This is a genomic window from Colwellia polaris, assembly GCF_002104515.1.
Classification (GTDB): domain Bacteria; phylum Pseudomonadota; class Gammaproteobacteria; order Enterobacterales; family Alteromonadaceae; genus Cognaticolwellia; species Cognaticolwellia polaris.
This window is the reverse complement of sequence record NZ_NBOE01000001.1, coordinates 782,237-796,174: the sequence shown is the minus strand read 5'-3', so window position 1 is coordinate 796,174 and position 13,938 is coordinate 782,237. Positions and strand designations below refer to the sequence as shown.

12 protein-coding genes are annotated in these 13,938 nt (G+C 37.5%); 5 read left to right on the top strand and 7 right to left on the bottom strand.

Going from position 1 to position 13,938, the window contains the following annotated elements:
• Window positions 1-323: 323 nt before the first annotated feature.
• The 6 genes from acs to rpsP form a co-directional block, all read right to left on the bottom strand.
• Window positions 324-2,267 carry an acetate--CoA ligase gene (gene acs / locus B6A32_RS03610; protein WP_085301331.1) on the bottom strand — a complete coding sequence of 648 codons (1,944 nt, stop codon included), beginning with the start codon at window positions 2,265-2,267 and terminating at the stop codon, window positions 324-326.
• A 292-nt stretch (window positions 2,268-2,559) separates the two neighbouring features.
• A complete protein-coding gene (locus tag B6A32_RS03605; RefSeq protein WP_085301330.1) occupies window positions 2,560-3,252 on the bottom strand; it encodes a PEP-CTERM sorting domain-containing protein in 693 nt (230 codons plus the stop codon).
• A 356-nt stretch (window positions 3,253-3,608) separates the two neighbouring features.
• On the bottom strand, window positions 3,609-3,962 hold the full coding sequence (gene rplS, locus B6A32_RS03600; protein WP_085301329.1) for a 50S ribosomal protein L19: 354 nt from the start codon (window positions 3,960-3,962) through the stop codon (window positions 3,609-3,611).
• A 12-nt stretch (window positions 3,963-3,974) separates the two neighbouring features.
• A complete protein-coding gene (gene trmD, locus B6A32_RS03595; protein ID WP_085301548.1) occupies window positions 3,975-4,784 on the bottom strand; it encodes a tRNA (guanosine(37)-N1)-methyltransferase TrmD in 810 nt (269 codons plus the stop codon).
• 43 nt (window positions 4,785-4,827) lie between these two features.
• Window positions 4,828-5,358, bottom strand: a complete 531-nt coding sequence (gene rimM, locus B6A32_RS03590) for a ribosome maturation factor RimM (protein ID WP_408607653.1) — start codon at window positions 5,356-5,358, stop codon at window positions 4,828-4,830.
• 29 nt (window positions 5,359-5,387) lie between these two features.
• Window positions 5,388-5,636, bottom strand: a complete 249-nt coding sequence (rpsP, locus tag B6A32_RS03585) for a 30S ribosomal protein S16 (RefSeq protein ID WP_077286254.1) — start codon at window positions 5,634-5,636, stop codon at window positions 5,388-5,390.
• Between the two features lie 245 nt (window positions 5,637-5,881).
• Between rpsP and B6A32_RS03580 the strand changes: the two genes are divergently transcribed.
• Complete coding sequence (locus tag B6A32_RS03580; protein WP_085301328.1) at window positions 5,882-6,859, top strand: DMT family transporter; 978 nt, start codon at window positions 5,882-5,884, stop codon at window positions 6,857-6,859.
• A 199-nt stretch (window positions 6,860-7,058) separates the two neighbouring features.
• Here B6A32_RS03580 and ffh read toward each other — a convergent pair whose 3' ends face one another.
• Window positions 7,059-8,444 carry a signal recognition particle protein gene (gene ffh / locus B6A32_RS03575; RefSeq protein WP_085301327.1) on the bottom strand — a complete coding sequence of 462 codons (1,386 nt, stop codon included), beginning with the start codon at window positions 8,442-8,444 and terminating at the stop codon, window positions 7,059-7,061.
• Window positions 8,445-8,787: 343 nt separating this feature from the next.
• Between ffh and B6A32_RS03570 the strand changes: the two genes are divergently transcribed.
• From B6A32_RS03570 to B6A32_RS03555, 4 genes are all read left to right on the top strand, one after another.
• Entirely contained in the window at window positions 8,788-9,588 is an 801-nt protein-coding gene (locus B6A32_RS03570; RefSeq protein ID WP_085301326.1) for a cytochrome C assembly family protein, read from the top strand.
• 80 nt (window positions 9,589-9,668) lie between these two features.
• The gene (locus B6A32_RS03565) at window positions 9,669-10,952 is read left to right on the top strand and encodes an HlyC/CorC family transporter (protein ID WP_085301325.1); all 1,284 of its coding nucleotides are present in this window, start codon (window positions 9,669-9,671) and stop codon (window positions 10,950-10,952) included.
• Between the two features lie 606 nt (window positions 10,953-11,558).
• Window positions 11,559-12,767, top strand: a complete 1,209-nt coding sequence (locus B6A32_RS03560; protein WP_233131309.1) for an ISAs1 family transposase — start codon at window positions 11,559-11,561, stop codon at window positions 12,765-12,767.
• A gap of 75 nt (window positions 12,768-12,842) precedes the next feature.
• Window positions 12,843-13,871 (top strand): hypothetical protein, encoded by a 1,029-nt coding sequence (locus B6A32_RS03555; protein WP_085301324.1) that lies wholly within the window; start codon window positions 12,843-12,845, stop codon window positions 13,869-13,871.
• Window positions 13,872-13,938 lie beyond the last annotated feature (67 nt).

The following is a 13,938-nucleotide window of genomic DNA, read 5'->3' as shown; positions in this document are numbered from 1 at the left end:
TTCCTGAATAGAGAGCAATTAAAGTAAGCTGTTAATATAAATAGTTAATCTGTGTAGTGAACTAAGCTGTTAAGTAAAACATTTTCGGTTAGCAGGTATGCCTGCTAATAACTAGGCCGCAAAAAGCGACTAGATAAAGTATGGGAGGTAATAATATCGGTATTGCAGATTGTGCACTTTTTAAACCTTTCTCAATGTAAATTTATGTTTACTTATTTTGTATCGTTTATATTACACTATAATTTACCTCGGTACAGCCCTATTATTAAAATTTGGATAAAAAAAAACGCCTTTCGGCGCTTTCTATAAAATTTCACTAAATGCTAGCCATGCACAATGCGATTACTTACTAAGTTATCTACAACAGCAGGATCTGCTAATGTTGAAGTATCGCCCAAAGTGTCTAGATCATTCTCAGCAATTTTACGTAAAATTCGTCGCATAATTTTTCCAGAGCGTGTTTTAGGTAAACCTGGCGCATATTGTATGTAATCAGGTTTAGCAAAGCGACCTAGCTCTTTAGCAACAAATTCAGTTAACTCTTTTAGTAATGCATCAGATTCAGCCGCGTTATTCATTAAAGTGACATAAGCGTAAACACCTTGACCTTTAATTTCGTGTGGATAACCTACTACCGCAGCCTCAGCAACCGCAGGGTGCAAGACTAAAGCACTTTCAATTTCAGCAGTACCTAAACGGTGTCCAGAAACATTTAATACGTCATCAACACGTCCGGTGATCCAATAGAAGCCATCTTCGTCTCTTCTTGCACCATCGCCAGTAAAGTAATTTCCAGGGTATTGACTTAAATACGTTTGATAAAAGCGGTCATGATCACCATAAACACTGCGCAATTGTCCAGGCCAGCTGCCTGTTACCATTAACAAACCTTGGTTTTCACCTTCTAAGGTATTGCCATCTTTATCAAATAAGGCAGGTTTAACACCAAAAAATGGTTTGCCCGCTGCGCCTGGTTTCATATCAACCGCGCCAGGTAAAGACGTTATTAAAATCCCTCCCGTTTCTGTCTGCCACCAAGTATCAACAATTGGGCACTGACTTTTACCTACAACTTTATAATACCATTGCCATGCTTCAGGGTTAATTGGCTCGCCAACTGTACCCAATAAGCGTAGCGATGATAAGTTTGCGTTCTCTACAAAACTATCACCTACACTCATTAGTGCGCGAATAGCGGTTGGTGCGGTATAAAAAATATTAACTTGGTGTTTATCACATACTTGCCAAAAGCGGCCAGCATCAGGGTAAGTAGGAACCCCTTCAAATACTAGTGTTGTTGCGCCATTAGCTAGTGGGCCATAAAAAATATAAGAATGACCAGTAATCCAACCCGCATCGGCTGTACACCAATAGATTTCGCCTTCTTTATAGTCAAAGACATATTTATGGGTCATTGCGGCATAAAGTAAATAACCACCACAAGTATGCAAAACCCCTTTTGGAGTGCCTGTTGAGCCTGAGGTATATAAGATAAAGAGAGGGTCTTCAGCATCCATAACTTCTGGCTCACAAATAGCCGGAAGTTTGGCAACTTCTGCTTGATATTTAATATCTACTTTGTCATTCCAAGCAACGTCGCCGCCAGTACGTTCAACAACAATGACAGAATGAACACTAGGACATTCAGCTATTGCCGCATCAACATTAACTTTAAGTGGTATAACACGACCACCACGAAGACTTTCATCAGAAGTAATAACAACTTTACAATCTGCGTCAATAATACGTGAACGAATAGCTTCAGTTGAAAAGCCACCAAAAACAACGGAGTGTACTGCCCCAATACGTGCACAGGCTAACATCGCGTAGCCAATTTCGGGGATCATCGGCATATAAATACAAACACGATCGCCTTTTTTAACGCCACGTGCTTTTAATAAGTTCGCAAAACGACAAACATGGTCGTGTAATTCTTGATACGTAATATTTTTATCTTCACTCGGGTCATCACCTTCCCAGATAATTGCCGTATCGTTAGCTTTAGTCGCTAAGTGACGATCAATACAGTTATAGCTAACGTTTAATTTACCGCCAGTAAACCAGTTAATTTTAGCTGATTGCAAATCTACATCTGAAACACTATCCCAAGGTTTATACCAATCAAGAAACTCTTCAGCTTGTTCTGCCCAAAACACATCAGGTTGTTCAATTGACTGCTTATACATAGCGTCATATTTCGCTGCATCGATATGCGTGTGAGCTTTGGCTTGCTCTAATACTGGATAATGGCTTTTTAGTTCTTGCATGCTTAATCCTTGAAATCTTGAATTTAATGGTTTATTTGTACCAACGAGCAATGGGTTTGCTCAACCATCTTGTTAATTTAACTTACCAACATCATAACTCAAGTTTTAACGTTGTAATACACCACTAAAGTCGAATATTAATAGATCTTTCTTATTAATATTGGACAAAAATCACGTAATTAGATTGCAGCTAAAAGTATTATTAATAGCGTTATTAACAAAAAATTGTGCAAAATTTCAGGAAGTTGAGATGCCTCAATTGAACAATTGAGGCTATAAAGTAAAGTTTTGGTTAACGTTTAATTCGACGAAAGACCATAAAAGACAGTAACATAGCAAATAAACCTAAAGTAGCAGGCTCGGGTACTGCAGTAGCAGGCAAACTAGGTCCATTAACGTTGCTTACAGGCATTGCGTTACTTTGACGATATGTAAAAAATGATTGTATGCCTTTACCTGTTGGCGCTCTAACATAATCTGCAAGTGCTACCACCCCAATACTCTGGCTGTTACTGTAGTAAGCCATATATTGCTCATAACCATTGCCTACATTATCGCTAGTGAAACCCTTAACACCAAAGAAGTTTGAGCCTTCACTCATCGATTCACCCAATATAACTAAACTATTAACCACATTAATAAATGCACTTTCAGGTGAGCTGTAATAATGATAACCATTTCCTACTTTGGCAGTGCCGAAGTCATCATTAACTTCGTCATTTAAATCAAAGTTGCTAAATAAATTTGCTACTAAGTCACTACTTGCAAAGTTCCATTCATCATTTAATGACAAAAGGTAATCTTGATATTCATTGAAATCCATGGTTCGAGTGAATGATAGATCAAGCCATTCTAATTGGCTCTCGGTGTCATAAGTAACACCGCCTGTAACACCTAAATAGTCTCGTTCAATTAATGAGGCGGAGGCGTTTAATGAGAATAAGCCCGTTACAAATAGTAACTTGATAAAAAGGATACTGCGCATGAGTTTTCTTCCTCGAATATTTTTATTTTTGTTATTAATTCATCTATATAAACATAGAAACGTTAATAAACTCGCTACCTGTTAACATTTCGGTTACGAATTTACACACATTTAGTTACACTTGCAATAGGAAGTGACTTTTCTGCTTGTAAAATCTGCAACTTACATGCGTTCATTACCGACTATAGGCAAAAAAATTTATATCATGCTGATTGATTAAGTTATACCAATTTCATTATTTAAGGTTACTTAGCAAATAAAACACACAAAAAAACCTGCTTGGTTTCCCAAGCAGGTTTTTCGCATCATCTTTCTTTACTAAAAAACTAGCAGAAATTAAGCTTACAAAAGCGTAATTATCTTTTTGCCAATTTCTCTTTGATACGTGCAGATTTACCTGAACGCTCACGAAGGTAGTAAAGTTTAGCTTGACGCACATCACCGCGACGTTTGATTTCAATTGAATCAACGATTGGGCTATGTGTCTGGAATACACGCTCTACACCAACACCGTTAGAGATTTTACGAACAGTGAATGCAGAATTGATGCCGCGGTTTTTAATAGCAATTACAACACCTTCAAATGCTTGAAGACGTGATTTATCACCTTCTGTAACTTTTACTTGTACAACAACTGTATCGCCTGGGCTATACGCTGGTACATCTTTTTTCATTTGCTCAGCTTCAAGCTGCTTAATAATATTACTCATAATACCTTCTTCCTAGGGTTCACAGTCATCAGTAGCATTTTTGATATCAGCTTTTATGGCTGTTAACATTTTCTGCTGCTCTGCTGTCAGAGCTAGGTTAGTTAATAGTTCTGGTCTTCTAGTCCATGTTCTTTCTAAAGACTGATATTGGCGCCATTGCCTTATATGTTCGTGATTACCACTTAATAGCACTTTAGGAACAGACTTAGTTTCGTTATCTGAAACGTCCATAACTTCTGGCCTAGTGTAATGTGGACAATCTAATAAACCGTCAGAAAATGAATCCTGCTCAGCTGATTGTTGATGTCCTAATACTCCGGGCACAAAGCGTGCTACGGCATCAATTACGTTCATAGCAGGTAATTCCCCACCACTTAATACGTAATCACCGACCGACCATTCTTCGTCAATTTCTGACTCAATTAATCGTTCGTCTATGCCTTCATAACGTCCTGCTATAAATATCAGTCGGTCATGTTGTGCTAATTCGCGTACACCAGCTTGGTCCAATTTCCGTCCTTGCGGCGACAAATAAATAACCTTTGCTTTACCCTTTGCTTTAATAAGCTCTGGGCTGCTATTTTCATCTGCAGCTTTTCTTGCAGCTTGAATAGCATCTCGTAATGGTTGTACCATCATAAGCATGCCTGGTCCGCCGCCGTAAGGTCGGTCGTCCACAGTGCGATGTTTATCATGAGTAAAGTCTCTTGGGTTCCACTTGTGAAACTCAATTAAGCCATTACGAATCGCTCGGCCTGTCACCCCATACTCAGTAATTGCGTCAAACATGTCGGGAAAAAGGCTTATCACCCCTATCCACAGTTTCTTATTGCTAAGCATGTCTGTTGATACACTATTACTCAAGTTAGAAACCTGGGTCCCAGTCAACACAAATTTGTTTATTTTCAGTGCTCACTGAAAGTATAACTTGGTCCATTAAGTAAGGAATTAACCTTTCTTTTTTCCCGAAGCCATCTTTCAAGTTAGCCTTTACAACCAGTACATCGTTAGCGCCCGTTTCCATTATGTCGGAAACCTGACCTAGGTCGTAACCTTTGTCAGTAACTACTGTCATGCCGATAAGATCACGCCAATAAAACTCACCCTCAGGCAAGTCTGATAACGCGTCTTCGCTAACAAATATTTCAGAGCCAACAAGCTTTTGAGCTATGTCACGATCATCAATACCTGCAACTTTAACAACAAGACCATTGTTATGTTTACGCCAATCGGTAATTTCTACTGATTGAACTTTATTTCCTAATTTTAAAGACCAAGGAAAATAGTCTAGTATGGCTTCTTGGTCATCTGTGAATGAATGAATCTTCAACCAACCTTTGATACCGTAGACTGCGCCTACTTTACCTAAAGTGACATCTTTACCTATTACTTCCACAACAAACTCCTAAAACCTACCAAAGTTAATTAAGCTGCTTTTTGAGCATCTTTAACTAATTTGGCCACACGATCAGATACAGTTGCACCTTGACCAACCCAATGGTTGACACGGTCTAGGTCTAAACGTAATTTTTCCGCTTGACCTTGCGCTGTAGGGTTGAAGAAACCAACTTTCTCGATGAAACGACCATCGCGAGAGTTACGGCTATCTGCAACAACAACCTGATAGAATGGACGCTTCTTTGCGCCGCCACGAGCTAAACGAATGGTAACCATATCGTCCTCTATATAATTTAAGTGTTAAAACGAATTTTCCAGACATTTCTATCGCCTCAGCGACAGAAAAGCTCGCGTATTTTACGCTTTCCTGCTGATAAAGCAACCTAAAGCGCGTGATTGATTAATTATTTCGCAAATCAGTAACGTTATTAGTATTATTAGCGCTATAATTCTGCCCTCAATAATATAATAATCGAGCGCAACTTCACTTACGCTTAACTTACCTTTCTGGCTGGATAAAAATGACCAAACTCGTCAACAATAGTGCAAAAGGATTAACGCTAGCTATGGTCACAGCAATAATGTGGGGAATTTTGCCCCTAGCGCTAAAGTCTGTTTTGCTTTTAATGGATGCTTATACCATTACTTGGTATCGCTTCTTGTTCGCGGCTTTCTTCGTTGGCATATTATTATCTGTAAAAAATAAAATCCCCAACTCTGCTTTGAAAAGCCCCAGTAGAATGAAGCAACTTTTATTTGCCGCCATATTACTGAGCTTAAACTACATTCTCTATTTGATTTCATTGCATTATATTCCGGCTGAAACCGCACAAATGCTGATACAAATGGCGCCTTTTTTCATGTTACTTGGCAGTGTTCTGATATTAAAAGAACATTTCAGTCGAGGACAAATGCTTGGCTCCTTGGTATTAGTTTCAGGTTTAGTATTATTTTTTAATCAACAATTTATTAATAATGTAGGCCTTGATAACAGTGACTTTTTACTGGGGTTTGTGATTATATTTGGCGCGGCAGTAACGTGGGCAGCTTATGCTATTATTCAAAAACAACTGTTGGGTTACTACAGCTCAAATCAAATTATGTGGTGTATCTATTTATTAAGCGCCGTATTCTTTTTACCGTTAGCAAGTCCGCTACAAATAGCCACATTAGATAACACCGCTTTGCTGCTGTTATTATTTTGCTGTGCAAACACGCTTATTGCTTATGGCACTTTTGCTAAATCATTAGAATACTTACCCACGGCAAAAGTAAGCGCGACATTGGCCGTTACCCCGCTACTGACGGTAATTTTTGCAACTATCGCAGAGTTAATTTGGCCTACAAACTTCCAAGCCCAGCATTTAAATATTCTTGCTTATATTGGAGCAGGTTTAGTGGTGTGCGGTTCAATGCTAACTGCTCTAGGTGACAGAATAGTGAATAGAAAAAACATTAACGCATTGAAATATTATTTGGGGTTTAAGAAAGTCAGCTAATACCAAATGGAATAAGTTATTGACGATTTAAACCGCCTTAAAATGATCGATTATTTATTTCAATTGGTATAAAAGTAACTTTCGTTTAATTATTTAAAACCAAGATATACTGGTATTTCTCAAAAAATCAAACAACAGAAAGCAAAAAGGTAGCTATTCGCTACCTTCTATCTATCAATATTAAGTTCAATACGGGTTGTTAACGGCCAAACATACCGCCGCCACCCATGCCACCACCTGGCGGCATCATGCCCTTCATTGAGCGCATCATTTTTTGCATGCCACCTTTGCCAGACATTTTCTTCATCATTTTTTGCATTTGCGTAAATTGTTTTAATAACTTATTTACGTCTTGTATTTGCGTACCTGAACCAGCAGCAATACGACGCTTGCGCGAGCCTTTAATGATTTCTGGTCGTTGACGTTCTGCTGGAGTCATAGAGTTGATCATAGCTTCCATACGTATGGTTACTTTGTCATCCATTTGACCTTTAACTTGTTCAGACATATTTCCCATTCCTGGTAACTTGTCCATTAAGCCCATCATGCCGCCCATGCTTTTCATTTGCACAAGTTGGTCACGAAAATCTTCTAAATCAAAGCCTTTGCCGCTTTTAACTTTTTTAGCTAGTTTTTCAGCTTGTTTACGATCAACTTTTTGCTCTACTTCTTCAATTAAAGAAAGTACATCGCCCATACCCAATATACGCGAAGCAATACGGTCTGGATGGAAAGGCTCTAACGCTTCAATTTTTTCGCCAACCCCCATAAACTTGATAGGCTTACCGGTAATATGACGAATAGATAGCGCAGCACCACCGCGTGCATCACCATCAGTTTTCGTTAAAATAACGCCGGTTAATGGTAACGCATCGTTAAATGCTTTCGCCGTATTTGCCGCATCTTGACCTGTCATTGCGTCAACGGTAAATAATGTTTCAATCGGTTTGATTGCTGAATGTAGTTCTTGGATTTCAGCCATCATATCGCCGTCGATATGCAAACGACCGGCAGTATCAACAATTAACACATCAAAGAAATTTTTCTTGGCGTGGTCAATAGCCGCATTAGCAATATCAATTGGCTTTTGTTTAATGTCACTTGGGAAAAAGCCAACGTTAATCTCGTTTGCTAATGTTTCAAGCTGTTTAATTGCGGCAGGACGATATACATCAGCACTCACCACAAGTACTTTTTTCTTTTCGCGTTCAGTTAAAAACTTCGCTAATTTTGCAACCGAGGTAGTTTTACCAGCACCTTGTAAGCCAGCCATTAGTACTACAGCTGGTGGAGTGGCTTTTAAGTCAAGTGCTTCATTAACTTCACCCATTGCTGCTTCAAGCTCTTTTTGGACAATTTTTACAAAAACTTGTCCTGGCGTTAGGCTTTTTGAAACATCTTGCCCAACCGCACTTTCTTTTACTTTAGCAATAAACTCGCGAATAACCGGTAATGCAACATCGGCTTCTAATAATGCCATGCGCACTTCGCGTAAAGTTTCTTTTATATTGTCTTCAGTTAAGCGACCACGGCCACTGATATTTTTTAGTGTTTTCGTTAAACGATCGGAAAGATTTTCAAACATAAATGACTCAAATATTAACTTTGCGCAAAAAATTAGCTCTATTATACCCGTACAATTAATTAGCGAAAGTAGAAGTTATGCTTTTAAGGTAAAGACTTAGCTTTAAAGAAAGTAGAAAACTGACATATCGTACGATATCACCCTGATTTTTTTTATAAACTACTGATAATCAGACAATGTATTGTGAGTGCTAACTGCAAATAGCATGGGCTCTACTTAACAATTGCAAAACAAGCTAAATGCTTGATATAAAATAAGCATTAGTTATGGTGTCTTATAGCTATTCTGCTAGAATCGCTGTGTAATCTAATTGATAACAGTTTTTCTTTTTTCGGAGCATTTTGTGGAATTTTCAAGTATCACTGCTTTTACTGCCTTTGTTTGTTATAGCGTAGCGACGATATCAATTTTATCTCGCTTGTTTCATCCTAAAGGCCCGAATATTATCATTACGTTAATTTTTGCTTCTTTAGCAATTATTTTCCATGTTTTAAGCAGTACTCAGTTTTTAAATTCTCATAATCACCTTAATTTTTCATTACCTAATGTTGTTTCGCTTGTTAGTTTAATTATTACACTTGTTATCTCAACTGTTGCACTGCGTTTTAAGGTGAATTTATTGCTGCCGGGTATTTATGGCTTTGCGGGTCTTTGGCAACTTAGTATGATTTTTATTTCTCCGGTTGGTAACCTAGAAATTGTGTCAGATAAAGTCGCAATGCTAAGTCATATTACACTTGCACTTATCGCCTATTGTATTCTGGTGATTGCTTCGCTTTATGCCTTCCAAGTTGCCTATATCAATCAAAAACTAAAGAGTAAGAACTTCCAAGCTGTTCATCATTTACCGCCATTAATGCAGGTAGAGCAACAACTATTTGTTATTTTATTAATGGGCAGTATCTGTTTGCTACTTAGCCAAATCATTGGCTTTATATTTCTTGATGGCATGATCTCGAAAGAAAACGCTCATAAAACAGTATTATCGTTGATCGCATGCGTAATTTATTTTGCTACGTTATGGGGGCATTTCAAACTAGGTTGGCGAGGACAGCGCGTGCTTACATTAACACTAATTGCGACTTTTCTGCTTACATTGGCTTATTTTGGTAGCCGATTTGTGAAAGAGTTTCTCTTATTATAAATTTTAGCGTATAAGTTACCTTTGTATTACGTTTCAACTTTTACTGTAATGCTGATTTCAATTAATATATAGGATCCATTTTGGATAACATCTCTACCGATATGCTGTTTGTCGTACTTGGCATTCTCATATTTATATCTGCCTATTTCTCTGGTTCAGAAACAGGCATGATGTCGATAAATCGATATCGTTTAAAACATCTTGAAAAACAACATCACCGAGGCGCTAAGCGAGTCAGTAAATTACTGGCAAAACCTGATAAATTAATCGGTTTAATTTTAATTGGCAATAACCTTGTTAATATTTTCGCAACCCTTATTACGGGTATTATTGCTCAGCGTTTATATGGTGATGCCGGCGTTTTCTATTCGGGCTTAATACTTACGCTAGTTATTTTAATTTTTGCTGAAATTACACCAAAAACATTAGCCGCGTTATACCCTGAAAAAGTCGCATTTCCTAGCTCATTGCTGCTAACTTTACTGCTAAAGTTATTATATCCGTTCGTTATTGCTGTTAATTGGATCACCAATGGCATTCTAGCCTTATTAGGCATTAGTTCAGAACAGCGAGAGCAACACAGTCTTAGCTCTGAAGAACTGAGAACTGTGGTCAATGAATCTGGTGCGTTATTAAAATCTAAAGATCAAGATATGCTGGTAGGTATTCTTGATTTAGAAAACGTTACCGTTGAAGATATTATGATCCCACGCAATGAACTCGTTGGTATTGATATAAATAATGAGTGGAAACGTATTCAAAAACAATTAACCCAGTCAAACCATACTCGCGTGTTGTTATACCGTGACAATATCGATGATGTTGTCGGTTATGTTCATGTTCGTGATGCTTTAAGGCTTGTTTCAAAAGAGCAATTCACTAAAGCCACTTTGTTGCGTGCCGTGCGAGAAATTTACTTTATTCCTGAAGGCACGCCACTTAATGTTCAACTATTAAAGTTTCAGCATGCAAAAGAGCGCCTTGGTTTAGTTGTTGATGAATATGGCGATATTCAAGGTTTAGTAACATTAGAAGATATACTTGAAGAAATTGTTGGTGATTTTACAACGACCATGACACCAACCACCAGTGACGAAGTTAATATTCAGCCAGACGGCAGCTACTTAGTCGACGGTAGTGCCACCGTGCGTGATGTAAACAAAGAAATGACCTGGAGCTTCCCAACAGATGGTCCAAAAACCATCAACGGACTAATATTGGAATATCTTGAGGATATTCCAGAAGCCAACTTAAGCGTTAGAATATCAGGCTACCCACTTGAGATAATTGAAGTGAAAGACAATATGATCAAAACGGTAAGAATTCTACCTGACTTTTACGACGGTGAAGCTGCAGAATCCTAATACCTAAACACTATACTTTAGAAGCACTGTTGACCTAATTCAGCAGTGCTTTTTCGCATTTGGCCAGCAATAATGTTCTGATCAAAACCTTTACTTGCTGGTCATTACATTGCTATTTATTTAGCACCACTTCGCAACTAACGCCCCTAAAAACAACATTAATAGCTAACTTTATTCTATCTCACTGTATTTTGTGGATAGAATATGCATCATCGAAAGTTAATAACAAAGTTATGCACAGCTTTAGATCTAAGGATCAAGTTTCCACAATTTCTGTGGATAACAAAAGCAAAGCCACTAAGAAATAGGCTTTGTATTTTGCAATCGATTTTTGCAAAAAAATAGAAATTATTTTTTGAAATAATCTTGCTTATTTTCTAGCCCCTATTCACGCTTGAACTGTTGAAAAAGAGTGCAATTTTTATTAACTTTGGCAAAAACTATGCAGAATTCAACAAAACCAAAATGCTTTAGTGAATTTAAAAGTAAAAAAATAGACTTGAAGGCAGTCTAACGAACTTAACTAGATCCTCTAGGGCAAGATCACGAACTTTTATTTTTAGCGTAAAGTATGACCAAATAGACTTCTAATAAATAGGAGTCACTATGCTATCTGCTTTCAATGAACATTTTTCAACAATTCCGGATGCTAGACAACAGTCTAAAGTCGAACATAAACTTCACGATATTTTATTAACATTGGTTGTCAGCGTTATCTGTGGCGCAGATGGCTGGGAAGCTATAGAAGAAGTGGCTCATCATAAAGTAATCTTACTTAAGAAATATGGTTCATTTGAAAATGGTATCCCAGTCCATGACACCATCGCTCGTGTAACTTCAGCGATAGCTCCTGATAAATTGCAGCAATGTTTTATTAGTTGGATGAAAGCAGCACATATTGCTACCAAGGGGGAAGTTATTGCGATTGATGGTAAAACAGTTCGTGGATCTTATGATAAAAAATCAAAGAAAAATGCCATTCATATGGTGAGTGCTTTTGCTGCAAATAACGGTGTTGTGCTAGGGCAAATTAAGATCGCTGAAAAGTCCAATGAAATTACCGCGATACCCCAACTGCTCGATTTATTAGATATTAAGGACAGTATAGTGACGATTGATGCAATAGGGCGTCAAAGAGCTATAGCCACTAAAATCAAAGAGAAAGAGGCTGACTATGTGATCGCGGTTAAAGGTAATCAAGGGCATTTACACCAATCTATCAAAGACTTTTTTGAGATATTTCATGAGAAAGAATTTTCAAAGGTATCTCACCAATATCATGAAGAAATAGATAGTGGTCATGGCAGAGTCGAGTCCCGTAAATATTGGATAAGTGAGACCTTAAGTATCAAAGACTTAACCTTGAAGTGGAGTGGTTTAATTAGCATAGGAATGGCTGAGTCAGAACGACATATTAATGGTAAAACCCGCAAAGAAGTACGCGACTTCATTTGCTCAATTAAAGCAAACGCTAAAATTTTTGCTCAAGCCGTGCGAAAGCACTGGAGTATCGAGAATCAGTTACACTGGGTGCTAGATATCAGTTTTAATGAAGATTTAAGCCGAGTAAGGCGCGGTAATGTAGCAGAAAACATGTCAGTATTAAGACATTTAGTACTCAATTTATTAAGAGAAGAAACAAGTTTTAAAAAAGGGCTAAAAGCTAAGCGATTTAAAGCAGCTTTAGATACCGATTATGCTGACAAGGTTCTTCAGCTTGTTTTTTTGAACACTCGTAATATTGCCCTGCTAGAGCCTCTGAATTTAGTTGCACAGGTCAAAAATATATGTATAATCCGCGGCTCATCAAAGTAATAAAAGGATTTTATACTTTCATAAGTTTCTTTTTCCTTTCTTTACTATTTAAACATCAATACACAAAGGACGCTCATGTTTAAACGAATACTACTTGCGAATATTTTATTCACAACCTTTACTACCCAAGCTATAGATAGCCTAAATTATGATAATAAACTCACTGCTTGTTCAAATATAGATGGCTATAAAATAAAGCAAGATACTGGTAAAGAAGACATACTAGGAAGTATGGTAAACTTTCATTTAATTAAAAATTCTGACATATCACATATACTATTAGGTACAAAAAAACAAATTTCAAATAAAAAACAGTACTACTGTGAGGTCCCTAACTTTAATGCATCTGATTGCTTATATGGAACAGGTGAGTACGCTTTTTGGGAAGGAAATGGGCAGCCTTACTCTACCCCTGTGTTAGTGAATGACTTCCAAAAAGATGGAATAGGTAATAGAGACGCACGAGACTTTCAGTATAAACCTAATTCTAGAGGAACCAAATACTTAACAAGTATTGTTCTTGAAAAAAACTTTAAAACTATGGTTCGTAGAGGTCAACCTGCGCCAAAGACGAGTTTGCCAGAAGATATGTCTTATGAGTGGCCACATCTGCCTTACCTCCAAAATAACGAATGGTTAAATGATAAACTTTGGAGTGGAATTGAGAGTTTAATTAGCTCAGAAGCAAGTGATGGCAGTATACCTGACCAAAATGCATTTATCCCCATGTGTGACACCATTAAAATTCATGTTCAGAACCCCCCAGTAATTACCAAAAGAACGTTACCCTCATTTGTTAAAAAAGGAGAAGCTATGTATGCCGATGTTAATTATTCATACGATACGAAATATTCTTACGCCGCCAAAAACAATAAACAAATTACTTTTACATGGACTTTTGACAATATTGACTTACCGTCATCACCAAATGAGGTAGTGATTACAGAAACGCCGTACATTAATTATAACCCACGTTACTCAGGTGAATATAAGGTAAAAGCTAGAATAAATGATGGCAAATTTTCACAAACAACCACATTAGGATATGTTATGTTTGCTGGTGGTGATAATTGTCCACGCAATCAATGTGGTGATGTTCACTAAATAGTCCACGTATTTGTAGCTTGATAAATGACTACAAATACGTGATTAAAAAGTATGAATTAGGTGG

Coding starts and splice junctions, on each gene's coding strand:
- acs (WP_085301331.1), bottom strand. CDS start 2,267: ATGCAAGAACTAAAAAGCCATTATCCAGTATTAGAGCAAGCCAAAGCT.
- B6A32_RS03605 (WP_085301330.1), bottom strand. CDS start 3,252: ATGCGCAGTATCCTTTTTATCAAGTTACTATTTGTAACGGGCTTATTC.
- rplS (WP_085301329.1), bottom strand. CDS start 3,962: ATGAGTAATATTATTAAGCAGCTTGAAGCTGAGCAAATGAAAAAAGAT.
- rpsP (WP_077286254.1), bottom strand. CDS start 5,636: ATGGTTACCATTCGTTTAGCTCGTGGCGGCGCAAAGAAGCGTCCATTC.
- B6A32_RS03580 (WP_085301328.1), top strand. CDS start 5,882: ATGACCAAACTCGTCAACAATAGTGCAAAAGGATTAACGCTAGCTATG.
- ffh (WP_085301327.1), bottom strand. CDS start 8,444: ATGTTTGAAAATCTTTCCGATCGTTTAACGAAAACACTAAAAAATATC.
- B6A32_RS03560 (WP_233131309.1), top strand. CDS start 11,559: ATGCTATCTGCTTTCAATGAACATTTTTCAACAATTCCGGATGCTAGA.
- B6A32_RS03555 (WP_085301324.1), top strand. CDS start 12,843: ATGTTTAAACGAATACTACTTGCGAATATTTTATTCACAACCTTTACT.